Source organism: Pseudomonas sp. PB105, assembly GCF_009764655.1.
Classification (GTDB): domain Bacteria; phylum Pseudomonadota; class Gammaproteobacteria; order Pseudomonadales; family Pseudomonadaceae; genus Aquipseudomonas; species Aquipseudomonas cyclaminis.
This window is the reverse complement of the sequence record NZ_RWIO01000036.1, coordinates 26,622-47,440: the sequence shown is the minus strand read 5'-3', so window position 1 is coordinate 47,440 and position 20,819 is coordinate 26,622. Positions and strand designations below refer to the sequence as shown.

The following is a 20,819-nucleotide window of genomic DNA, read 5'->3' as shown; positions in this document are numbered from 1 at the left end:
TATCTGCAAATGCCAATAGCCCGGCTGAGGGCCGGGCTTGGCAGAAGCGTGCTACGAACGTCTGTGTATTAGTACAGACGAACGGCGCGGCGCTGCTCGCGCTGAACTTTCTTGGCGTGACGCTTAACAGCGGCTGCTGCTTTACGCTTACGCTCAGAAGTTGGCTTCTCGTAAAATTCGCGGCTACGAACTTCGGCCAGTACACCGGCTTTTTCGCAGGAGCGCTTGAAACGACGCAGAGCTACGTCGAAGGGTTCGTTCTCTTTAACTTTGACGGCTGGCATCCAGAGCTACCTTCTTTCATTACCGGGATCAACGTTCTCGTCGCAAAAAATTCGCGGCTGAGGTCGTCGGTTTTTAAGGGTTGCGGATGTTAACCCCTCATTGACCGGAATGCAAAGCCTCTGATCGAAAACCGCTAGTCGGGAGGGGGAGTGGCGACTATTATGCGCGCCTTCGAATTTAGCCTCTACAAGGCGCAAACCCATGCTAGTACTGGGACTTGAAACCTCCTGCGACGAAACCGGTGTCGCACTTTACGACAGTGAACGCGGGCTTTTGGCCGATGCACTGTTCAGTCAGATCGACCTGCATCGCGCCTATGGCGGCGTGGTGCCGGAGCTGGCCAGCCGTGATCACGTCAAGCGTATGTTGCCGTTGATTCGTCAGGTGTTGGACGAGGCCGGTTGCGTGCCGACCGAGATCGACGCGATTGCCTATACCGCAGGCCCTGGATTGGTCGGAGCCCTTCTGGTTGGGGCCTCTTGCGCCCAGGCGCTGGCGTTTGCCTGGGGCATTCCGGCCCTCGGTGTGCACCACATGGAAGGCCATTTACTGGCGCCAATGCTGGAAGAAAACCCGCCTCAGTTCCCGTTCGTCGCTTTGTTGGTTTCAGGGGGGCATACGCAGCTGGTTCAGGTCGACGCAATCGGTCAATACACGCTGTTGGGCGAGTCGCTGGATGACGCCGCCGGCGAAGCGTTCGACAAGACCGCGAAGATGATGGGCCTCAATTACCCCGGCGGACCGGAGATCGCCCGCCTCGCCGAAAAAGGCGTTGCTGGTCGTTATACCTTCCCGCGTCCGATGTGCGATCGCCCTGGTTTGATGTTCAGTTTCAGCGGCTTGAAAACCTCTGCGCTCAATACCTGGCAGCACAGTGTCAGCGCCGGGGACGACAGTCAGCAAGCCCGTTGCGACATCGCGCTGGCGTTCCAGCAGGCCGTGGTGGAGACTTTGACCATCAAGTGCAAGCGTGCCCTGAAACAGGCAGGCATGAAGCGACTGGTGATCGCTGGCGGCGTCAGCGCCAACAAGGCGCTGCGCAGTTCGCTGGAAAAAATGCTCGGCGATATGAAGGGCGATGTGTTCTACGCCCGCCCTGAGTTCTGTACCGACAATGGCGCGATGATCGCCTATGCCGGTTGCCAGCGCTTACAGGCGGGGCAGCACGAAAGTCTGGCGATCAGCGTGCAGGCGCGCTGGCCGATGGAGCAACTGCCGCCTTTGTAGGCTGTTGTAGGGCTGCGACGTGAGAAGTGCTCATCGACGGTATTTAAAAATGCCGTTCGCGCCCGGCAAACAGGTCGCGTAGATTGCCCCGGTGACGCCAGACGATCAGCAGTGTCAGCACGCTCATCGGCAACAGCGCCGCGGGTTCCTGCCAGGCCAGCAAGGGCAGTGTGAGCGGCGTGGCGATCAGAGCCGCCAGTGAGCTGGTGCGGGTCAGGTAGAACGTCAGCAGCCAGGCGAGTACGGCCAGCAATGCTGCCGGTGGGTAGATCCCCAGCAGCATGCCGGCTGCCGTAGCGACACCTTTGCCGCCGCGAAAGCGGAAGTACAGTGGAAACAGATGGCCGAGGACGGCGCACACGCCCACCCAGGCCTGCTGTTGCAGGGTCAGGCCGACGAGGCTGGCGATCAGCACGGGCAGCAAACCCTTGCACAGATCGCCCAGCAGCGTCAGTACGGCGAGCTTCTTGCCGGCCAGGCGCAACATATTGGTGGCGCCGGCATTGCCTGAGCCACTCATTCGCGGGTCGGGGTTTCCCGTCAGGCGGCTGAGCAAAATGGCGAAGGACAGCGAGCCGAGCAGGTAGGCGAGAATCGCCAGTGACCAAAACATGCTAACTATTCCGGGCGAGGACGCCCTGATTCTAACGGGGCATCGCGCCCTTGTCGTGCTGCGGAGAAGAGCTTGGACAGAGTGTTTATCGAAGGCCTGGAAGTCGACACCGTGATCGGGGCCTACGACTGGGAGCGCGGAATCCGCCAATGCCTGCGCCTGGACCTGAGCTTCGCATGGGATAACCGCCCGGCGGCTGCGGGTGACGACCTGAGCCTGGCGCTGGATTACGCCAGCGTGTCCGCGCGTATCCAGGCCTTTGCCGAGCAGTCCCAGTACCAACTGGTGGAAACCTTTGCCGAGCGCCTGGCCGAAGTGCTGCTGAGTGAATTCCAGATTCCCTGGCTGCACCTCAAGTTGACCAAGCCCGGCGCCGTACCGGCCGCCAAGGGCGTGGGCGTGGAGATCGAGCGCGGATGTCGCTAACGCAGATTTACCTTGGCCTCGGCAGCAATATCGAGCGCGAGCCCCATTTGTGCGCCGGACTCGATGCGCTGGCGAGCTTTCTGACCGACGTGCGCTGCTCGGCGGTGTTCGAAAGCCAACCAGTGGGCATCAAGAGTGGGCCGTTTTTCAATTTAGTAGTGTCGGCCTATACCGACCTGCCGTTGAGGGAGCTGGATCGTCGTCTCAAGCTCATCGAAGCCGACAATGGTCGTTATGCGCCAGATCGCAAGGGCTTGCCGTTGGATATCGACGTGCTGCTGTACGGCGAAATGGTGGGTGATTTCGACGGTTTGATCCTGCCCCGCGCAGAGATCCTGAAAAACGCCTTCGTGTTGTGGCCGCTATCGATGATGGCGCCGGACCGGGTGCACCCTGAGGTGGGCAAAACCATGGCTGAGCTGTGGCGCGATGCGCACATCGACCAAGTGCTGGCGCCTGTTGCATTTGAGTGGCAGGGCCAGCAATTGACATCGAGCGCGCTCCTAATTCGATAGGGCGCGTTCTGCCTTGTAGGCTTGCAGCGCCTTGAGCCGTTCGCGCTTCAAGGCTTCGCCCAGCTCAGGGCCTTTGAAACCTCTCTCCAGCAGTGGCGCTACGGCCACTTCGCGCGCTGTCGTTGCTGCGCCGCGCAAATAATCTGCCTGTGGATAACTGCGTTGCTCAAGGCCCTTGCGGCCCCGAGCATCCATTTCACAGCTCACCACAAACTCTTCAAAGCGCTGCGGTCGGCGATAGACGTCAAAACTTTGCAGCAACTCCAGCAGTGTCGAGGCTTTCAGCTCCAGCGCTCGATGGCCGTGGGTGTGATATTGACCCACCAACAGCGCCAGTTCCTGGCAATCCCTTGGCACTTTGAAGCGCTCGTTGACCGCCTTGATCAGCTTCAAACCCCGATGCTCGTGGGCGATGTGCTGCGGCAACTTATCCACAGGCGTCAGGCCTTTGCCCAGGTCATGCAGCAGGCAGGCCCAGCGCACGGTGAGTGGCTGCTTGTGCAGTGTGGACTGCTCCAGCACGCTCAACGTGTGCACGCCGGTGTCGATTTCGGGGTGATGGGCTTCGGGCTGCGGTACTCCAAAAAGGGCATCCACTTCCGGCATCAGGGTTTTCAGTGCGTCACAGTCGCGCAGTATCTGGATAAACACCTGGGGCTGATCTTCCATCAGCGCCCGGGAGATTTCTTTCCAGCTGCGCTCCGGCGTCAGGGCTTCCAACTCTCCTGACTCGCTGAGTTGACGCATCAGTTCCAGGGTCTGCGGTGCCACCGTAAAACCCAGGTGTGCATAGCGCGCAGCAAAACGTGCAACGCGCAGAACTCGCAGAGGATCTTCGGCAAACGCGGGGGAAACGTGGCGAAGAATGCGCGCTTCGAGATCGCGCTGGCCGTGATAAGGGTCGGTCAGGTTGCCGTCATCGTCTTCTGCCATTGCATTGATGGTCAGGTCGCGACGGATCAGGTCTTCTTCCAGCGTAACCTCGGGGCTGGCGTGAAACACAAAGCCACCGTAACCCCGGCCGCTCTTGCGCTCGGTACGGGCCAGGGCGTATTCGTCGCCGTTTTTGGGGTCGAGAAAGACCGGGAAGTCGGAGCCCACCGGCTTGAAGCCCTTGGCCAGCATCTCTTCGGTGGTGGCGCCGACGACCACGCGGTCGATGTCGGTAACCTTGATGCCCAGTAAGCGGTCACGCACGGCGCCGCCGACTTTATAGATTTTCATGAAAAAGCCTCCATTAGCGGCACAGGATACCGCCTGTGCCGGACCAATGGAGGCTTTGCCGTTTCAGAGATGCACGACGGCCAGGTCCAGGCGGCCGTAGTCGTTGTCGTTGTGATCGCTGCGCGGTGGCACATGGTGAGTCTTCATCACCTGATCGCCCTGCAGGGTTTCCAGATGGATGTCGAAGCCCCACAGCCGGTGCAGATGCTTGAGTACTTCCTCGGTGGATTCGCCCAGCGGCTTGCGGTCATGTTGCTGGTGACGCAAGGTCAGCGAGCGGTCGCCACGCACATCGATGCTGTAGATCTGCACGTTGGGCTCGCGGTTGCCCAGGTTGTACTGCGCGGCCAAGGTTTCACGGATGATGCGGTAGCCAGGCTCATCGTGGATGGCCGGGACGACCAAGTCATCCTTGAGGTCGTCATCAAGGATGCTGAACAGCTTGAGGTCCCGGATCACTTGGGGTGACAGGTACTGCAGGATGAAGCTCTCGTCCTTGAAGCTGCTCATGGCGAACTTGATGGTAGACAGCCAGTCAGTGCCGGCGATTTCCGGGAACCAGCGGCGGTCTTCTTCGGTGGGGTGTTCGCACATGCGTCGGATGTCGCGGTACATGGCAAAGCCCAAGGCATAAGGATTGATGCCGCTGTAATAGGGGCTGTCGAAGCCAGGTTGGAACACCACGCTGGTATGAGACGTGAGGAACTCCATCATGAAGCCATCGGTGACCAGGCCTTCGTCGTACAGGTCGTTCATCAGCGTGTAGTGCCAGAACGTCGCCCAGCCTTCGTTCATCACCTGGGTTTGGCGTTGTGGATAAAAGTACTGGGCGATCTTGCGCACGATGCGCACGATTTCCCGTTGCCATGGCTCCAGCAGCGGCGCGTGTTTTTCCAGGAAATACAGGATGTTTTCCTGAGGTTCGGCGGGGAAGCGTGCGTTGTCCTTGTCGCTGTTCTTACCGGCTTTTTTAGGAATGGTGCGCCACAGGTCGTTGATCTGCTTTTGCAGATGCTCCTCGCGCTCCTTCTGGCGCAGGCGTTCTTCCTCGGCGGAAATCGGGTAGGGGCGTTTGTAGCGGTCGACCCCGTAGTTCATCAGGGCATGACAGGAGTCGAGCAAGTCTTCTACCGCATCGATGCCGTGGCGCTCCTCGCACTGCATGATGTACTGCTTGGCGAACACCAGGTAGTCGATGATCGAGCTGGCATCGGTCCAGGTGCGGAACAGGTAGTTGCCCTTGAAAAAGCTGTTATGCCCATAGCAGGCGTGAGCCACTACCAAAGCCTGCATACAGATGGTGTTTTCTTCCATCAGGTAGGCAATGCACGGGTCGGAGTTGATCACGATCTCGTAGGCCAGGCCCATCTGGCCTCGGGTGTAGGATTTCTCGGTGCTGAGGAAGTGTTTGCCGTAGGACCAATGGTGATAACCCAGCGGCATGCCGACGGACGCGTAGGCATCCATCATCTGCTCGGCGGTAATCACTTCGATCTGGTTGGGGTATGTGTCCAGGGCATAACCCGCCGCGATCCGGCTGATTTCCCGGTCATAGGCCTGGATCAGTTCAAAGGTCCACTCGGAGCCGGTGGAAATGGGTTGGCGCTTAGTCTCTTTTTTGGCGGTCATGTCACTAACCTGCGCTGGAAGAGTTCACGGAAGACCGGGTAGATATCGCCGGCCGAGACCAGTTGCTGCTGGGCGAACGTGTCGGCAAAGGCTTCGCCGATGCGCTCGTATTCGAACCACAGGGCCTGGTGCTCACGGGGGGTGATTTCGACGTAGGTGTAATACTGCACGAACGGCATGATCTGGTTGATCAGGATGTCGCGGCAAATGGGGGAATCATCGTTCCAGTTGTCGCCGTCCGAGGCTTGGGCGGCGTAGATGTTCCACTCGTTGGCCGGATAGCGCTCGGCCATGATCTCCTGCATCAGCTTCAGGGCACTGGACACGATGGTGCCGCCGGTTTCCCGCGAGTAGAAGAACTCTTCTTCGTCGACTTCCCGGGCGCTGGTGTGATGGCGGATGAATACGACGTCGATCTTGTCGTAATTGCGCTTGAGGAACAGGTACAGCAGGATAAAGAACCGCTTGGCGATGTCCTTGGTGGCCTGGGTCATGGAGCCGGAGACGTCCATGAGACAAAACATCACCGCCTTGGAACTGGGATTGGGTTGTTTGACCAGCAGGTTGTATTTCAAGTCGAAGGTGTCGAGGAAGGGCACGCGGTGAATACGCGCGCTGAGTTTCTCGATTTCCCCCTCGATTTCCTGGATATCGCCGAAGTTGTCCGGTTCTTCGCGCTTCAAACGCGCCAATTCTTCCTTGGCTTCCTTCAGTTTGGCGCGGCTGCTCCCCGACAGGGCGATGCGCCGCGCATGGGCCGAGCGCAGGGTACGGATGATATTGATCCGTGACGGGTTGCCCTCGTTGCTGATACCCGCTCGCACGGTTTTGAAGGTGTCGGTACCCGTCAGGTTGCGTTTGACCAGGTTGGGCAGTTCCAGGTCCTCGAACATGAATTCGAGGAATTCTTCCTGGGTGATCTGGAACACGAACTCATCCATGCCTTCGCCGGAGTTGCCGGCCTTGCCCGGACCTTTGCCGCCCGCACCGCCTTGGGGCCGCTGGATATGTTCGCCGGTGGTGAATTCCTTGTTGCCTGGATGCACGACGGTCTGTTTGCCGCCGCGACCGTGGTGCAGCACCGGTTCGTCGATGTCCCGTCCGGGGATGCTGATTTGCTCGCCATGTTCCATATCGGTAATGGAACGGCGGCTGACGGCCTCTTCAACGGCCTTTTTGATGTGGTCACGGTAACGCCGCAGGAAACGCTGGCGGTTTACCGTGCTCTTGTTCTTGCCATTGAGGCGTCGGTCGATCACATAGCTCATGGGGAGCCCTCCGGGCAGCTTCACGTTACAAGCTTCAAGCCGCGAGCTGGAAGCTTAGAGACAAGCGGTCAGCTGCCAGGCCAACTGCCTGGCAGTGAACGCTTGCCGCTGCCTTACTGTGATTTACGAACCCGCAGGTACCACTCGGAGAGCAGCCGTACCTGTTTGTCGGTGTAGCCACGCTCGACCATTCGTGTGACGAAGTCGTTGTGTTTTTGCTGATCCTCCTTGCTGGCCTTGGCGTTGAAGCTGATGACCGGCAGCAGGTCTTCGGTGTTGGAGAACATTTTCTTCTCGATGACCACCCGCAGCTTCTCGTAGCTGAGCCAGGTCGGGTTCTTGCCGTTGTTGTTGGCGCGGGCGCGCAGGACGAAGTTGACGATTTCGTTGCGGAAATCCTTCGGATTGCTGATGCCGGCCGGTTTCTCGATTTTCTCCAGTTCCTCGTTGAGGGCGACGCGGTTGAGAATCTCGCCGGTTTCCGGGTCGCGGTATTCCTGGTCCTGGATCCAGAAGTCGGCGTACAGCACGTAGCGGTCGAAGATGTTCTGGCCGTACTCGCTGTAGGACTCCAGGTACGCAGTCTGGATTTCCTTGCCGATAAACTCGATGTAGCGCGGTGCCAGGTATTCCTTGAGGAAGCGCAGGTAGCGTTCGCGGGTTTCCGCCTGGAACTGTTCCTGTTCGATCTGCTGTTCCAGTACATAGAGCAGGTGCACCGGGTTGGCGGCGATCTCGTGCGGGTCGAAGTTGAAGACTTTGGACAGGATCTTGAACGCAAAGCGTGTCGACAGGCCGTTCATGCCCTCATCCACGCCCGCCGTGTCGCGGTATTCCTGGATCGACTTGGCTTTAGGATCGGTGTCCTTGAGGTTCTCACCGTCGTACACGCGCATCTTCGAGTAAATGTTCGAGTTCTCCGGCTCCTTGAGGCGCGACAGCACGGTGAACTGGGCGAGCATCTTCAGGGTGTCGGGTGCGCAATGGGCCTTGGCCAGGGAACTGTTGAACAGCAGTTTGTCGTAGATCTTGATCTCATCGCTGACACGCAGGCAGTACGGCACCTTGACGATATAAATCCGGTCGATGAAGGCTTCGTTGTTCTTGTTGTTGCGAAAGGTATGCCATTCCGATTCGTTGGAGTGGGCCAGCAGAATCCCGGTGAACGGAATCGCGCCCAGGCCTTCGGTGCTGTTGTAGTTACCTTCCTGGGTCGCGGTCAGCAGTGGGTGCAGCACCTTGATCGGTGCCTTGAACATTTCCACGAACTCCATCAGGCCCTGGTTGGCCCGGCACAGTGCGCCAGAGTAGCTATAAGCGTCGGCGTCGTTCTGCGGGAATTCTTCGAGTTTGCGGATATCGACCTTGCCCACCAGCGCGGAAATATCCTGGTTGTTTTCGTCACCCGGCTCGGTCTTGGCCACGCCGATCTGGTTGAGGATCGACGGGTAGAGTTTCACGACACGGAACTGGCTGATGTCGCCGCCAAATTCAGCCAGGCGCTTGGTGGCCCAGGGCGACATGATGGTGTTGAGGTAGCGTCGTGGGATGCCGAAGTCTTCTTCGAGGATCGCGCCATCTTCCGTGGCGTTGAACAGGCCCAGTGGCGACTCGAAGACCGGCGAGCCCTTGATCGCGTAAAAGGGCACTTTCTCGATCAGCTGTTTGAGCTTTTCGGCCAGGGACGACTTGCCACCGCCGACGGGACCGAGCAGGTAAAGGATCTGTTTCTTCTCTTCCAGGCCTTGGGCGGCATGGCGGAAATAGGAGACGATCTGGTCAATGCATTCTTCCATTCCGTGGAAGTCTTCAAAGGCCGGATAGCGGCGGATCACCTTGTTGGAAAATATTCGCGACAGGCGCGAATTGTTCGAGGTGTCCACCAGCTCCGGCTCGCCAATTGCCAGCAGCAGGCGTTCGGCGGCAGACGCGTAGGTGCTGCGGTCCTTTTTGCACAGCTCTAGATACTCTTGAAGCGTGAGTTCTTCTTGCTGTGTGGACTCGAAGCGTTGTTGGAAGTGGCTAAAAATACTCATGACGTCGTCACCTCGCTCGATACGTGGAGCCGACGCCGGATCAATCAGTCGATGCTGGCAGCCATTGGCAATCGCCAACGGCCGTTTTCCCCCCAGAACACCCTAAACCCTACCGATGACCCGCACGCCGGTGTACCGGCTCTCCCCTGATTCGGATGGCCTGCGCTTAAGGATAGTTCGGAATCCGGGAGGTCAAGGCGCGATACGCAATTAGTTTGCCTGCGCCGTTCGTCAGAAACGGCGCGAGCCCAAGCGTCACGCGGGGTAGCGGGGTTTGAAAAAAATTATTGCGAATCGCCCGAGGAAATTTCCTCAGGATAGGTCGTACGCCACAGCTCAAAACCACCGTCCAGGCTGTAGACGTCGGAGAAACCCTGGCTGATCAGGTAGGCGGCGGCGCTCTGGCTGGAGTTGCCGTGGTAGCAGGCCACGATCAGCGGCGCGTCGAGGTCGGCCGCACGGATGAAGTCGGCGATGTTGACGTTGTCCAGGTGCTGGGCGCCGGTGATGTGGGCGGCGGCGTAAGTGGGCTGGTCGCGGATATCCACGACCACTGCACCTCGCTCGCGCAGAGCCTGGGCATCTTTGGGGGGGATACGTTTGAATTCGCTCATGGCAGGCTCCTAAGGCTTGACTGCGGTCTGCTGTGTAACGGAAAGGGGGGATTCACACTGGCAGGTGTGGCGCGCGCCGGTGTCGATGTTCATCAGGGTCATGGCGCCGCCCCACACGCAACCGGTGTCGAGGGCGAACACGCCGGGTTCGTTGCACTTGCCTTCCAGGGCGGCCCAGTGCCCGAAGATGATCTTGGTGTTACGGGTCTTGCGTTCCTTGTGGGCGAACCAGGGCTTGTAGCCGGGCAGGGCGGTGTCGGCGCCTTCCTTGCTCTTGAGGTCCAGCTTGCCCTCGGCGGTGCAGAAACGCATGCGCGTGAAGTAGTTGGTGATCACCCGCAGGCGGGCGACGCCGGTCAGGTCGTTGTCCCATTTCACCGGTTCGTTGCCGTACATGCCGTCGAGGTAGGCGGTGTACAGGCTGTCGTCGGCCAGGGCGCTTTCAACTTCAGCGGCGCACTTGAGGGCCTTCTTCAGTGTCCACTGCGGCGGGATACCCGCATGCACCAGGGCCATGTTGCGGCCTTCGTCGTAATGCATGATCTTTTGCCGGCGCAGCCAGTCGAGTAACTCGGCCCGGTCGGGAGCTTCGAGGATTTCCCGTAGCGTGTCGCCCTTTTTCAGGCGCTCGATATTGTTGCCGGCCGCCAGTAGATGCAGGTCGTGGTTGCCGAGTACGCATACCAGGGAATCACGCAGGCTATATAAGTAGCGCAGGGTATCCAGTGACTCGGGGCCGCGATTGACCAGGTCACCGACCAACCAAAGCCGATCGTTGGCCGGATCGAAGGCCGCGCGCTCAAGCAGGCACTTGAGCGGTTCCAGGCAGCCCTGCAGGTCACCGACCGCGTAGGTCGCCATCAGTGCAGGGCTCCCGGTACGGCAAGGCGAAACGGCTTGATGATGGCGTCGAACAGTTGGCCGTCAGTGGCTTTCATCTGATACGAGCCTTGCATGGTGCCGACCTTGGAGGTCATCACCGTGCCGCTGCTGTAGGTGTGGCTGGCGCCAATGTCGATCAACGGCTGCTGACCAACCACGCCTGCGCCGCGTACTTCTTCGACCTGGCCGTCACCGTCGGTGATCACCCAGTGGCGTGACAGCAACTTGGCCGGCACGAGCCCGTTGTTCTTCACCGTGATGGTGTAGGCAAAGGCAAAGCGGTTGTGTTCAGGTTGCGATTGGTCCGCCAGGAAGCGGGTGACGACGCTGACGTCGATCTGGTAGCGAGGATCGGACATGCAAGAGGCCTTAAAAGCAAAAGCGGAGGACAGCAGATGCGGATCAGTCTAGGCCAAGAGGTGGGCACTAGGCCAGACATGTGTCTGGCCATGCCTGGGTGCTTCAGTCGGCGGCTGGCGCAGGCTGGATGGCAAGCTGGTCGGCCAGGCGCACAAACGCGGCGAGGTCCAGTTGCTCGGGGCGCAGGCTGCCGTCGACGCCGGCGGCTTCGATTTCGGCGTTGCTCAGCAGTGCTTTGAGCGTGTTGCGCAGGGTTTTGCGGCGCTGGTTGAACGCCTCGCGCACCACGCGCTCCAGCAACTTGTGATCCTTGGCCGGGTGCGGCAGTACGGCGTGTGGCACCAGGCGGACGATGGCCGAGTCGACCTTAGGTGGCGGATTGAATGCACCTGGACCTACGTTAAACAGGTGTTCAACACGGCAGTGGTACTGAACCATGATCGACAGACGGCCCCAGTCACCACCGCCAGGGCCTGCGGCCAGGCGCTCCACCACTTCTTTCTGCAGCATGAAGTGCATGTCGCGGATGATCCCGGCGTTGTTCAGCAGGTGGAAAATCAGCGGCGTAGAGATGTTGTACGGCAGGTTACCGACCACGCGCAGGCTGTTGGGCGCGGCGTTGAGGGAGTTGAAGTCGAACTTCAGTGCATCGCCCTGGTGCAGGTTGAAGTTGGATTTGCCGGCGAACTGCTGGTTCAGGATCGGGATCAGATCCTTGTCCAGTTCAACCACGTCCAATTGGCCCCCGCTGGCCAGCAGGCCTTGGGTCAGTGCGCCCTGGCCGGGGCCGATTTCCAGCAGGCGGTCTTCGGGCTTGGCATGGATGGAGCGCAGGATGCGGTCGATCACGCCGGCGTCGTGCAGGAAGTTTTGCCCGAAACGCTTGCGCGCCCGGTGTTGGTAATGCTCAGTCATATACGGGTCTCGGCCATCTGATAGGCGGTTTCCAGGGCCACGTGCAGGCTGCCGGTATCGATCTTGCCGCTGCCCGCCAGGTCCAGGGCAGTGCCATGGTCGACGGACGTGCGGATGATCGGCAGGCCCAGTGTCACGTTGACGGCGGCGCCGAAGCCTTTGTATTTCAGCACCGGCAGCCCCTGGTCATGGTACATCGCCAGCACTGCGTCGCAGTGCTCCAGATATTTGGGGGTAAACAGAGTGTCCGCTGGCAGTGGGCCACGCAGGTCCATGCCTTCTTGGCGCAGACGCTCCAGGGTTGGTTCGATGATGTCGATTTCTTCATGGCCCAGATGACCGCTTTCACCGGCATGGGGGTTGAGCCCGCAGACTAGGATGCGCGGTTGGGCGATGCCGAATTTTTGCTGCAGATCGGCGTGCAGGATGCGCGTGACGCGCTCCACACGTTCAGCGGTGATGGCGTCGGCAATCTCACGCAGCGGCAGGTGCGTGGTCACCAGTGCGACCCGCAGGCCGTGCGTTGCCAGCATCATCACGACTTGTTCGGTGTGGGTCAGTTCAGCGAGGAATTCGGTGTGGCCGGAAAAGGCGATGCCGGATTCGTTGATCACACCCTTGTGTACCGGGCCGGTAATCATTCCTGCGAAGTCGCCGTCGATGCAGCCTTGCCCGGCTCGGGTCAGGGTTTGCAGCACAAATGCCGCATTGGCTTTGTCCAGTTGCCCGGCAATCACCTTGGCTGCAAGTGGGGTGTCCCACACATACAGGCTACCGGCTGGCGCCGGCAGGTCGGGCCAGTTGCCCGATGCCACGTCCAGCAAGTTGACGGCCACACCCAGTTGCGCGGCCCGCTCAATGAGCAGGTCGCGGCTGGTGATGGCAATCAGGGGGTGTGGCTGGGGCTGCGAGGCGAGCAGCAGGCACAGGTCTGGACCTATACCGGCCGGCTCGCCGGGTGTTACCGCGAAACGCTGGGGTTTCACTGTACTGCCTGGTCGGTGCCTGTTTGCTCGGCGCCTGGCAGCTTGTTTTCCACGTAGGCTTCGTCACGGATCTGACGCAACCACGTTTGCAGCTCTTCGTCGTATTTGCGGTTACGCAGTACGTTCAGTGCTTGTTGCTCGCGGGCCTGGCTGGTGTTGTCGGTGGCGCGACGGCCAAGGACTTCCAGTACATGCCAGCCATATTGGGTCTTGAACGGCTTGGACAGCACGCCCTGTGGTGTATCGGCCATCACCTGCTGGAACTCCGGCACCAGGGCTTTCGGGTCGATCCAGTTCAGGTCGCCGCCGTTGAGGGCCGAACCAGGGTCTTCCGAAAAGCTCTTGGCCAGGGTGGCGAAGTCTTCACCGCCTTCGATGCGGTCATAGATCTTCTGGGCCAGTTCCTTGGTTTGTGCTTCGGTGCGGATCTCGCTTGGTTTGACCAGGATATGACGAACATGCACTTCGTCTTTCAGCGAGGTCTCGCCACCGCGACGTTCCAGCAACTTCAGGATGATGAAACCGCCTGGGGTACGCGCTGGCTGGGTGATACCACCCACTTCCATGGCGCTCAGCTCGCGGTCAAACGGAGGTGGCAACTGAGCAGCTTTACGCCAGCCCATGTCGCCGCCTTCAAGAGCGTTGTCGCTGCCGGACTGGGCAATAGCCATCTGGGCAAAATCTGCACCCGCCTTCAGGCGCTCATAAATGGCCTGGGTCTTGGCGGCGGCGGCATTGAGCTGCTCGGAGTTGGCGCTGTCCGGGGTCGGGATCAGGATATTGGCCAGGTGCAGTTCTTCGGAAAGCTGCATCTTGCCCAGGTCCGACGCCAGGAAGTTCTTCACTTCCTGTTCGGACACCTGAACCCGCTCGGCCACCCGGCGCTGACGCACACGGCTGATGATCATCTCGCGGCGGATCTGGTCACGGGCGTCTTCATAGGAGAGCCCGTCGTGAGCCAGGGCGGCGCGGAACTGATCAATGCTCATGTTGTTGCGTTGCGCAATGGTGCCAACGGCCTGGTTCAGCTCTTCGTCCGAAATGCGGATGCCGGAGCGGTCGCCGATCTGCAGTTGCAGGTTTTCAACGATCAGACGTTCCAATACCTGTTGGTCCAAGACGCTGGTAGGCGGCACACCACCGCCACGCTTGGCGATGGTTTGCTGAACTTCCTTGACGCGTTGGTCCAGTTGGCTCTGCATGATCACGTCGTTATCGACGATGGCCACAACCTTGTCCAGCTGTTGAACCGCAGCGTGTGCCGATGCGGTCCCCAGGAACAGTGCGCCCAGCACTAGCGGGCGCAGACAATCAGAAAGCTTGGTCTTCACGTTCACGATAACCTTCAATGCCTTTGTCGAGGAAGCTCTCTACCTTGGCGCCGGTCAGGCCGCCGAGTCCTTTGAGGACGATTTGCAGGAAGAGCCCGTGGTCACCCTTTTCGTTCAGCGGGGCGATCTGGCTGTATTCGTCGTTGGAAACCCAGTAACGGTTGATGACGCGCAGTTTCCAGCAGCAGTTGTCGTACTCGAAACCACCGAAGGCTTCCAGGGTACGGTTGCGTGCGTAGTCATACTGCCAGCGGGTGATCAGGTTCCACTGAGGAATGATCGGCCACATCATCGAGAAATCGTGTTGTTGGATTTTGTAGTAATCCTTCACGTAGTTCGCCGAGCCTGGTGTGCCGTAGTCGCCACCGAACTGCCATTTACCGGTCAGCTGGTTGTAGACGACCTGGTCGTTACGATAGCGATAACCGACGTTGATGATCTTGTTCGGGTTGTCTTCCGGCTGGTAATGAAGCATCGCGCTGCCGGAGCGAGGGCTGTGCTCCTCGGTGTCCCAGTTGTAATTGGCAGTGGCGCGCCAGTCACGGTTGAAGCGGAACTCGTAGTCCAGGGCAACCGGCGATACGTCGGACTGTGCATCGGCACGGTCGGCGGCCAGGATGCCTGGCAGTTGCACTTCACGGTCCTTGAAATACAGCGCCTGGCCCACGGCCACACGTTGACGCTCGAAGCCGTTTTCTTCGATCCAGCGGCTGGTCAAGCCCAGGGACAGCTTGTTTTCATCGCCGATACGGTCGGAGCCGCTGAAGCGGTTGTCACGGAACAGCGACGCGTAGCTGAACGAGGTTTCGCTGGTGTCGAACACCGGAATATCGCTTTGGTCCTTGTTCGGTACGTACAGATAGAACGCGCGCGGCTCAAGGGTCTGGCGATAGTCTTTGCCGAACCAGTTGGTATTGCGGTCGAAATACAGGCCGCTGTCTACGCTGGCTACAGGAATTGCACGGTCCTGGGAGCTTTTGAACGTGCCACCGGCATATTGGGTGCCAGCTGTCGCCGCTGCAGCTTGTGCAGCGATTATGTCGTTCTTGCCTTTGTTGTCCAGGTCAAGATCGTACTTGGTGTAGACGTACTTGAGCTTCGGCGTCACAAAGCCGTAGGTCCAGTTCATCGGGTAGGAGACGGCTGGCGCCACGTTCAGGCGTGTACCGTTTGCACGGGTCAGGCCGTTGACGTAGGTGTCCAGGCGACGCTCGGAGCTACCATTTTCATTGATGAAGTTGCCGCTTTCCAGGCTGCGTTCAAACCGAACTGCTTCGGTCTCGTAGCTGAAATTCAAGCCGCCTGGGTGGTAGGGCAACTGACCATTGAAAGTGATCTGAGGCAGCCGGTCATAAGGCGTGACCTGGGAGATCGTGGCCAGCTGATAAGCCTGGACATTCAAGCGCGCCTGGAAGGAGTCGCCGCGATAACTCACGGAACCCTGCTGGTTGACGTAGTCCTGGCTCTCGACACCTTCCTGGTAGGACTTGAGATCCTGAAAGTAATAAGGGTCGCTGATCTTTGTGTAGTCGACCTGGGTCAGTACACGCGAATCCAGCCCACCTTTATGCTGCCAATTGAGCATATAGCGGGTTTTTTCGTAATCGGTCTGCAGCTTGCGTTCGTCGTTGTCGTCGTTGAGGTACGCGCCGCCGAACTGGCCTTCGCTGGACTTGGTGAGGTAGCGGAATTCGCCTTCCATCATCATGCCGCGCTTGGTCATGTATTGCGGGTACAACGTGGCGTCGTAGTTAGGCGCCAGGTTGAAGTAGTACGGCGTGACCAGGGTGAAGCCGGTTTCGCTGCCGGTGCTGAAGCTCGGCGGCAGGAAGCCGGACTGACGACGATCGTCGATCGGGAAATAGATATACGGGGTATACAGGATCGGGATGTTCTTGATCCGCAACGTCGCGTTGGTGGCGGTACCGAAACCGGTGGCCGGGTTCAACGTGATGTTGTTGCCCCTGAGTTGCCAGGCGTTGCTGTCCGGCTCGCAGGTGGTGTACGTACCGTCCTTGAGACGGATGATCGCGTTTTCGGCACGCTTGGCGTACAGCGCGTTACCGCGGATACGTGACTTGTGCATTACGTATTCGGCGTTGTCGATCTGCGCCGCACCCGTGTCCAGCTGAACCTGGGCGTGGTCGCCGACGATCAGGGCACCGTTGTCGCGCAGTCGTACGTTGCCGTTCAGCTCGCCGCGGCTTTCCGCCTGGTACAGGCTGGCTTCTTCGGCTTCAAGCTGCATGCTGCCCTGGCGCATGACAACGTCACCGGCCAGGGTTGCGACTTGTTGTTCCTGCTCGTAACGAGAAGCCTTGGCACCGATGAAGGTGGGCGCATCGCTCTTGTTCGTCTTGTCGTTCATGCCAGGACGATTCGGCTCGATGTACGCACCGCCGCAATAAGGACCGGTTTCGGCCAGCTGGGCTGCGGTCAACTTTTCGCGAGGTACCCAGTCCAAGTGGCTGTAATCGGCGCTGCGCGAGCGCAGGCCACGGCCCTTGGATTCGGTGACCAGTGCAGTCTTGGGTTCGGCCGCGGCACTGCCACCAGCATCGGCCTGCGCCGTGCTGTTGGCCGAGCTGACGGCAGCGCCGTCATGCACCGGGCGCGGTGGCAACGGGGCAGCGGCGGTTTTCGGCGCGCAATCCCAGGCACCCGAAGCAGAGACTGAGCAGTCATACTGTTCCGCGGCGACCACGAATGAGGTGGCGAAGGGTTGCATGGCCAGCAGACTGCCGGTTACCAGCAACGGAAATTTTCTACGAAACGCGGGGGATTTCAATGCCATCTTATTAGTCCGGGCTTCCTGCGTGCCATCTGCCCGCGGTTTGGGCCGCACGCCTCTCGATGGTCTGAAAAAGATGCGTGATAATAAAGCATGCCCCGCTTGACGGCTAGCGCCGTCGGAGACCCTTGTAATGCCCGAGCAAGATCTACGTTTACAACAGCTGGAAGTCTGGCTGGATGAGCAGTTGCCGATCCTTTTCAACGCTCAGGACTGGGGCCCCGTACCCCCGGCCACATTGACTGCGGCCAGCAGCGACGCGAGTTTCAGGCGCTACTTCCGTTGGGAAGGCGGCGGCCGGACTTTCGTGGTAATGGACGCGCCGCCCCCCCAGGAAAACTGCAAACCCTTCGTCGATATCGCCCATTTACTGGCGAAGTCGGGCGTAAATGTTCCAAAAATTTATGCAGAAGATCTGCCGCGCGGCTTTCTTTTGCTCAATGACCTGGGAAGAAAAACCTACCTGGACGTGATTGACGAGCAAAACGCCGATCAACTCTTTGCCGACGCCATCAATGCCTTGCTGGCGTTCCAACAGTTGCCGATGGGTGCGCCGCTGCCCAGTTATGACGTCGCCTTGTTGCGCCGCGAGCTGGAACTCTTCCCCGAGTGGTACATACGCCGCCATCTGGGCGTCGAGTTGGATGCACAACAACAAAACCTTTGGCAGCGTGTCAGCGACCGCCTGATCGACAGCGCCCTGGCGCAGCCCAAAGTGCTGGTGCACCGCGACTACATGCCGCGCAACCTGATGATCAGCGAGCCGAACCCCGGCGTGCTGGATTTCCAGGACGCGGTCTACGGCCCGGTCACCTACGACATTACCTGCCTGTTCAAGGACGCCTTCCTCAGCTGGCCCCAGGAGCGCGTGCGTGAATGGCAGCGCGGCTATTGGGAGCGTGCAGGCCAGGCTGGCATCCCGGTGCACGGGGATTTCGATGACTTCCTGCGTGCCAGCGACCTGATGGGCGTGCAGCGCCACCTCAAGGTCATCGGCATCTTCGCGCGCATTTGCCATCGCGACGGCAAGCCGCGCTATCTGGCCGACGTGCCGCGTTTCTTTGCTTATATAGAAGCAGTGATCGCGGATCGTCCGGAGTTGAGCGAATTGGCTGAGTTGCTCACCAGCCTGCGCCAACCCGCTGAGGCAATGGTATGAAGGCCATGATCCTGGCCGCCGGCAAAGGCGAGCGGATGCGTCCGCTCACCTTGCACACGCCCAAGCCGCTGGTGCAGGCCGGCGGCAAGCGGCTGATCGAATATCACCTGGAGGCGCTGGCCAAGGCTGGTTTCACCGATATCGTGATCAACCACGCCTGGCTCGGTCAGCAGATCGAGAGCTACCTGGGGGATGGCGCACAGTTTGGCTTGCGCATCCGCTACTCCCCGGAGGGCGAACCGCTGGAAACCGGTGGCGGGATTTTCCGGGCGTTGCCGTTGCTGGGGGATGAGCCTTTCCTGGTGGTCAATGGCGATATCTGGACCGATTACGACTTCACCCCACTCAATCGGCCGCTCAAGGGCCTGGCCCACTTGGTGATGGTCGACAACCCGGCGCATCACCCTTCGGGCGGTGATTTCTACCTGGATCAGGGTCTGCTTCATGATGCGGCGCCCGGTGCCGATAACCTGACCTTCAGTGGCATTTCAGTGCTCGACCCTCAATTGTTCGCGGGTTGCAGCGCCGGTGCCTTCAAGCTGGCGCCTCTATTGCGCGAGGCCATGGCTAAAGGTTTGGTAACGGGGGAACACATGGCGGGACGCTGGATTGATGTCGGCACGCTGGAGCGCCTGGCGCAAGTCGAAACCCTGCTGACAGCGAGGCAGTAGCATGTTGTGGCCAGGGACGCTGATCGGCGCCGGGGCTGGCTTCGCCATTGCCAGTATTCCGGGGGCCTTGTTGGGTGCATTGCTGGGCCAGGCCCTGGACCGTCGAATGCAACTGCACAGCTGGGCTCAGCTGCGCGAGCGCATGGGTGGTCGTCCGGTGCTGCGCAATGATGAGTTGTTGTTTGTATTGCTCGGGCGCCTGGCCAAAAGCAACGGGCGCGTGGTGGACGGGCATATTCAGCAGGCGCGACAGGAGATGCGTTCGCTGGACATGACCGAGTCCGCGCAGCGCCGCGCGATTGCCGCGTTCAATCGGGGTAAGTCCGGCTCAGACCGTGTGCGCAGTTATCTGCGTGTGCTCAAGGCCCAGCCCCATGCAGCGGAAGGTGTGTTGCGCGCCTGTTGGCGGATGGTTTGGGCGGACGGCAGGGCGGATGACGCCGAGCGCGACCTGATCGACTTGTGGGGCAAGTGGTTAGGCTGGACACCGCAGCAGCTCAAGGCCTTGGCGGCGGATTACACACCCGAGCGCAAGACGCTGGTCAATCGCGGCGGCAATTATCAGGACGCGCTGCGCTTGCTCGGTGTAACCGCCACCACCGAACCGTCGGTCATCAAGCGTGCCTACCGTCGGCTGCTCAGCCGCCACCACCCGGATAAAGTCGCCGGCGGTGGCGCCACCCCTACGCAAGTGCATGAGGCCACCGAGCGCACTCGCGAGCTGCATAACGCCTATGCGCTGATTCGTGAGCGCCGGGATTTTCGTTAGATTCACGGATAACCATAAACCAATGTGGGAGGCGGCAAGTCCCTTCCCTCATTGGGTATGTGCTGTTCCTCAGTCGGTGCTGACCTGCGGGCTCAACCATCCGCGAATCCTGCGATACAACTGCTCCTGTTCCGCAGCGCTGTTGCCGGGCAAGGTCTTCAGTGACACCTGCTTGTAGCCATCGTTCTTCAATCGCTTGGCTGCCTGGGCACGGGCCTGGGCGTTTTTGCGTGCCTGTGCGTTGTCCTGATAGTAGACATCGGCAGTCGGCAGTTTCAGCCCGGGCGCCAGTTGCTGCACATCCGGATGGCGCCCGTTAGGCGTCTGCGCCGCGACCATCACAAACTTTTGCACTTGGGACGGTTGTTTCTCGCTCAGGTAACGTGCAGCCCACCAGGCGCCAGTGCCATGGCCCACCAGCACCACACTGCGTGCGCTTTGGGTCTGGGCAAAGGCCACGGCCGCGTCAATGCGGTCAAAGATGCGCGAGGCGTCGGTCTTGTCTTGCTCGTCGACACCCGGCACCACTGACGGATCGGTGCCTTCGGCTTCGGCGCTGGCGGCTTGTTCGATCGGTTTGTCGGCGGTGCTCGCGTCCTTGCTGCTGGTGTCGACGGTGGCCTTGGGCGCTTCCATCACGCGCGGCGGCAGGGTGTCGACGCTCACATCCGGCAACGACAGGCTGAGACTGCCCCAATTGGCGTCCGGCAATTTGCGTCGCAACGGGCCGATTGCTTGCGGCCAGTCAGCACTTTCACCGCTGCCGGGTACGATAATCACCACGCCTTCGGGTTCGGCGCTGTTGGCCGGTTTCCACAGGGCGAGGAATGAGTCGCTGCCGGCCTGCAGCTGTTGCTGTTCCTGCTGCGGTATCGTGCGCTCCAGCGCGCTGGCGTCTTCCTGGCTGCGCTCAAGCAGGGGTTGGCGCTCGACAGGTTTTTCGGCAGCCGGCGCGGGGGCGTCAGCAGCCTGTACAGAAAAGGCACTGGTAAACAGCAGCGACAGGCACAATGCTGGCAGTGCCGAACGGTTTCGATAGGGCATCGTTGATTTCCGGCCAGAAGAGATTCCAGCAGCCTAAAGGGTTGGTCAGTTTTTGTCAGTGATGTGAGACGTGG

Annotated in this window: 20 protein-coding genes; 6 read left to right on the top strand and 14 right to left on the bottom strand. The window is 60.0% G+C overall.

The features are described 5' to 3' along the window. Positions 1-68: 68 nt before the first annotated feature. Positions 69-284 carry a 30S ribosomal protein S21 gene (gene rpsU / locus EJD88_RS07980; protein WP_002551877.1) on the bottom strand — a complete coding sequence of 72 codons (216 nt, stop codon included), beginning with the start codon at positions 282-284 and terminating at the stop codon, positions 69-71. A gap of 202 nt (positions 285-486) precedes the next feature. Between rpsU and tsaD the strand changes: the two genes are divergently transcribed. Continuing rightward, entirely contained in the window at positions 487-1,512 is a 1,026-nt protein-coding gene (gene tsaD / locus EJD88_RS07975) for a tRNA (adenosine(37)-N6)-threonylcarbamoyltransferase complex transferase subunit TsaD (RefSeq protein WP_099585679.1), read from the top strand. 43 nt (positions 1,513-1,555) lie between these two features. Here tsaD and plsY read toward each other — a convergent pair whose 3' ends face one another. Next, positions 1,556-2,125: a glycerol-3-phosphate 1-O-acyltransferase PlsY gene (gene plsY / locus EJD88_RS07970; RefSeq protein WP_099585678.1), complete on the bottom strand. Its 570-nt coding sequence runs from the start codon at positions 2,123-2,125 to the stop codon at positions 1,556-1,558. 72 nt (positions 2,126-2,197) lie between these two features. On the opposite strand from plsY, the gene folB reads away from it, so the two are divergent. Beyond that, positions 2,198-2,551 (top strand): dihydroneopterin aldolase, encoded by a 354-nt coding sequence (gene folB, locus EJD88_RS07965; RefSeq protein ID WP_158877592.1) that lies wholly within the window; start codon positions 2,198-2,200, stop codon positions 2,549-2,551. Further along, positions 2,542-3,066 carry a 2-amino-4-hydroxy-6-hydroxymethyldihydropteridine diphosphokinase gene (folK, locus tag EJD88_RS07960; RefSeq protein WP_158877590.1) on the top strand — a complete coding sequence of 175 codons (525 nt, stop codon included), beginning with the start codon at positions 2,542-2,544 and terminating at the stop codon, positions 3,064-3,066. Before folB ends, folK begins: the two co-directional genes overlap by 10 nt. On the opposite strand, the gene EJD88_RS07955 is transcribed toward folK, so the two are convergent. From EJD88_RS07955 to EJD88_RS07905, 11 genes are all read right to left on the bottom strand, one after another. Next, complete coding sequence (locus EJD88_RS07955; RefSeq protein WP_158877588.1) at positions 3,055-4,290, bottom strand: multifunctional CCA addition/repair protein; 1,236 nt, start codon at positions 4,288-4,290, stop codon at positions 3,055-3,057. The two genes, folK and EJD88_RS07955, sit on opposite strands and share 12 nt — an antisense overlap. Before the next feature lie 63 nt (positions 4,291-4,353). Beyond that, positions 4,354-5,919 carry a SpoVR family protein gene (locus EJD88_RS07950; protein ID WP_099585674.1) on the bottom strand — a complete coding sequence of 522 codons (1,566 nt, stop codon included), beginning with the start codon at positions 5,917-5,919 and terminating at the stop codon, positions 4,354-4,356. Beyond that, on the bottom strand, positions 5,916-7,187 hold the full coding sequence (locus EJD88_RS07945; RefSeq protein WP_112192572.1) for a YeaH/YhbH family protein: 1,272 nt from the start codon (positions 7,185-7,187) through the stop codon (positions 5,916-5,918). Before EJD88_RS07945 ends, EJD88_RS07950 begins: the two co-directional genes overlap by 4 nt. A gap of 113 nt (positions 7,188-7,300) precedes the next feature. Then, positions 7,301-9,223, bottom strand: a complete 1,923-nt coding sequence (locus EJD88_RS07940; RefSeq protein ID WP_017739508.1) for a PrkA family serine protein kinase — start codon at positions 9,221-9,223, stop codon at positions 7,301-7,303. Between the two features lie 284 nt (positions 9,224-9,507). After that, positions 9,508-9,837, bottom strand: coding sequence for a thiosulfate sulfurtransferase GlpE (glpE, locus tag EJD88_RS07935; protein ID WP_158877586.1), 330 nt, complete (start codon positions 9,835-9,837; stop codon positions 9,508-9,510). Positions 9,838-9,846: 9 nt separating this feature from the next. Further along, entirely contained in the window at positions 9,847-10,698 is an 852-nt protein-coding gene (locus EJD88_RS07930; protein ID WP_158877584.1) for a symmetrical bis(5'-nucleosyl)-tetraphosphatase, read from the bottom strand. Beyond that, complete coding sequence (apaG, locus tag EJD88_RS07925; protein WP_099585670.1) at positions 10,698-11,078, bottom strand: Co2+/Mg2+ efflux protein ApaG; 381 nt, start codon at positions 11,076-11,078, stop codon at positions 10,698-10,700. The genes EJD88_RS07930 and apaG overlap by 1 nt, the downstream gene beginning before the upstream one ends. A gap of 103 nt (positions 11,079-11,181) precedes the next feature. Further along, a complete protein-coding gene (gene rsmA / locus EJD88_RS07920) occupies positions 11,182-11,994 on the bottom strand; it encodes a 16S rRNA (adenine(1518)-N(6)/adenine(1519)-N(6))-dimethyltransferase RsmA (RefSeq protein ID WP_099585669.1) in 813 nt (270 codons plus the stop codon). Further along, positions 11,991-12,980, bottom strand: a complete 990-nt coding sequence (gene pdxA, locus EJD88_RS07915) for a 4-hydroxythreonine-4-phosphate dehydrogenase PdxA (protein WP_158877582.1) — start codon at positions 12,978-12,980, stop codon at positions 11,991-11,993. The genes rsmA and pdxA overlap by 4 nt, the downstream gene beginning before the upstream one ends. After that, the gene (locus EJD88_RS07910; protein WP_099585667.1) at positions 12,977-14,317 is read right to left on the bottom strand and encodes a peptidylprolyl isomerase; all 1,341 of its coding nucleotides are present in this window, start codon (positions 14,315-14,317) and stop codon (positions 12,977-12,979) included. Before EJD88_RS07910 ends, pdxA begins: the two co-directional genes overlap by 4 nt. Next, entirely contained in the window at positions 14,292-17,105 is a 2,814-nt protein-coding gene (locus EJD88_RS07905) for an LPS-assembly protein LptD (RefSeq protein WP_099585666.1), read from the bottom strand. The genes EJD88_RS07910 and EJD88_RS07905 overlap by 26 nt, the downstream gene beginning before the upstream one ends. A 130-nt stretch (positions 17,106-17,235) precedes the next feature. Between EJD88_RS07905 and EJD88_RS07900 the strand changes: the two genes are divergently transcribed. The 3 genes from EJD88_RS07900 to EJD88_RS07890 are packed head-to-tail and all read left to right on the top strand — an operon-like array spanning position 17,236 to position 19,701. Beyond that, positions 17,236-18,261 carry an aminoglycoside phosphotransferase family protein gene (locus EJD88_RS07900; protein ID WP_158877580.1) on the top strand — a complete coding sequence of 342 codons (1,026 nt, stop codon included), beginning with the start codon at positions 17,236-17,238 and terminating at the stop codon, positions 18,259-18,261. After that, positions 18,258-18,932 carry an N-acetylmuramate alpha-1-phosphate uridylyltransferase MurU gene (murU, locus tag EJD88_RS07895; protein ID WP_158877578.1) on the top strand — a complete coding sequence of 225 codons (675 nt, stop codon included), beginning with the start codon at positions 18,258-18,260 and terminating at the stop codon, positions 18,930-18,932. Before EJD88_RS07900 ends, murU begins: the two co-directional genes overlap by 4 nt. A gap of 1 nt (position 18,933) precedes the next feature. After that, positions 18,934-19,701, top strand: a complete 768-nt coding sequence (locus EJD88_RS07890; RefSeq protein WP_158877576.1) for a TerB family tellurite resistance protein — start codon at positions 18,934-18,936, stop codon at positions 19,699-19,701. 69 nt (positions 19,702-19,770) lie between these two features. On the opposite strand, the gene EJD88_RS07885 is transcribed toward EJD88_RS07890, so the two are convergent. Then, on the bottom strand, positions 19,771-20,745 hold the full coding sequence (locus tag EJD88_RS07885; protein WP_158877574.1) for an alpha/beta hydrolase family protein: 975 nt from the start codon (positions 20,743-20,745) through the stop codon (positions 19,771-19,773). Positions 20,746-20,819: the final 74 nt, after the last annotated feature.

Excerpts from the sequence above, each read along its gene's own strand:
- rpsU (WP_002551877.1), bottom strand. The coding sequence starts at position 284 with ATGCCAGCCGTCAAAGTTAAAGAGAACGAACCCTTCGACGTAGCTCTG.
- tsaD (WP_099585679.1), top strand. The coding sequence starts at position 487 with ATGCTAGTACTGGGACTTGAAACCTCCTGCGACGAAACCGGTGTCGCA.
- plsY (WP_099585678.1), bottom strand. The coding sequence starts at position 2,125 with ATGTTTTGGTCACTGGCGATTCTCGCCTACCTGCTCGGCTCGCTGTCC.
- folK (WP_158877590.1), top strand. The coding sequence starts at position 2,542 with ATGTCGCTAACGCAGATTTACCTTGGCCTCGGCAGCAATATCGAGCGC.
- EJD88_RS07955 (WP_158877588.1), bottom strand. The coding sequence starts at position 4,290 with ATGAAAATCTATAAAGTCGGCGGCGCCGTGCGTGACCGCTTACTGGGC.
- EJD88_RS07950 (WP_099585674.1), bottom strand. The coding sequence starts at position 5,919 with ATGACCGCCAAAAAAGAGACTAAGCGCCAACCCATTTCCACCGGCTCC.
- EJD88_RS07945 (WP_112192572.1), bottom strand. The coding sequence starts at position 7,187 with ATGAGCTATGTGATCGACCGACGCCTCAATGGCAAGAACAAGAGCACG.
- EJD88_RS07940 (WP_017739508.1), bottom strand. The coding sequence starts at position 9,223 with ATGAGTATTTTTAGCCACTTCCAACAACGCTTCGAGTCCACACAGCAA.
- glpE (WP_158877586.1), bottom strand. The coding sequence starts at position 9,837 with ATGAGCGAATTCAAACGTATCCCCCCCAAAGATGCCCAGGCTCTGCGC.
- EJD88_RS07930 (WP_158877584.1), bottom strand. The coding sequence starts at position 10,698 with ATGGCGACCTACGCGGTCGGTGACCTGCAGGGCTGCCTGGAACCGCTC.
- apaG (WP_099585670.1), bottom strand. The coding sequence starts at position 11,078 with ATGTCCGATCCTCGCTACCAGATCGACGTCAGCGTCGTCACCCGCTTC.
- rsmA (WP_099585669.1), bottom strand. The coding sequence starts at position 11,994 with ATGACTGAGCATTACCAACACCGGGCGCGCAAGCGTTTCGGGCAAAAC.
- EJD88_RS07905 (WP_099585666.1), bottom strand. The coding sequence starts at position 17,105 with ATGGCATTGAAATCCCCCGCGTTTCGTAGAAAATTTCCGTTGCTGGTA.
- EJD88_RS07900 (WP_158877580.1), top strand. The coding sequence starts at position 17,236 with ATGCCCGAGCAAGATCTACGTTTACAACAGCTGGAAGTCTGGCTGGAT.
- murU (WP_158877578.1), top strand. The coding sequence starts at position 18,258 with ATGAAGGCCATGATCCTGGCCGCCGGCAAAGGCGAGCGGATGCGTCCG.
- EJD88_RS07890 (WP_158877576.1), top strand. The coding sequence starts at position 18,934 with ATGTTGTGGCCAGGGACGCTGATCGGCGCCGGGGCTGGCTTCGCCATT.
- EJD88_RS07885 (WP_158877574.1), bottom strand. The coding sequence starts at position 20,745 with ATGCCCTATCGAAACCGTTCGGCACTGCCAGCATTGTGCCTGTCGCTG.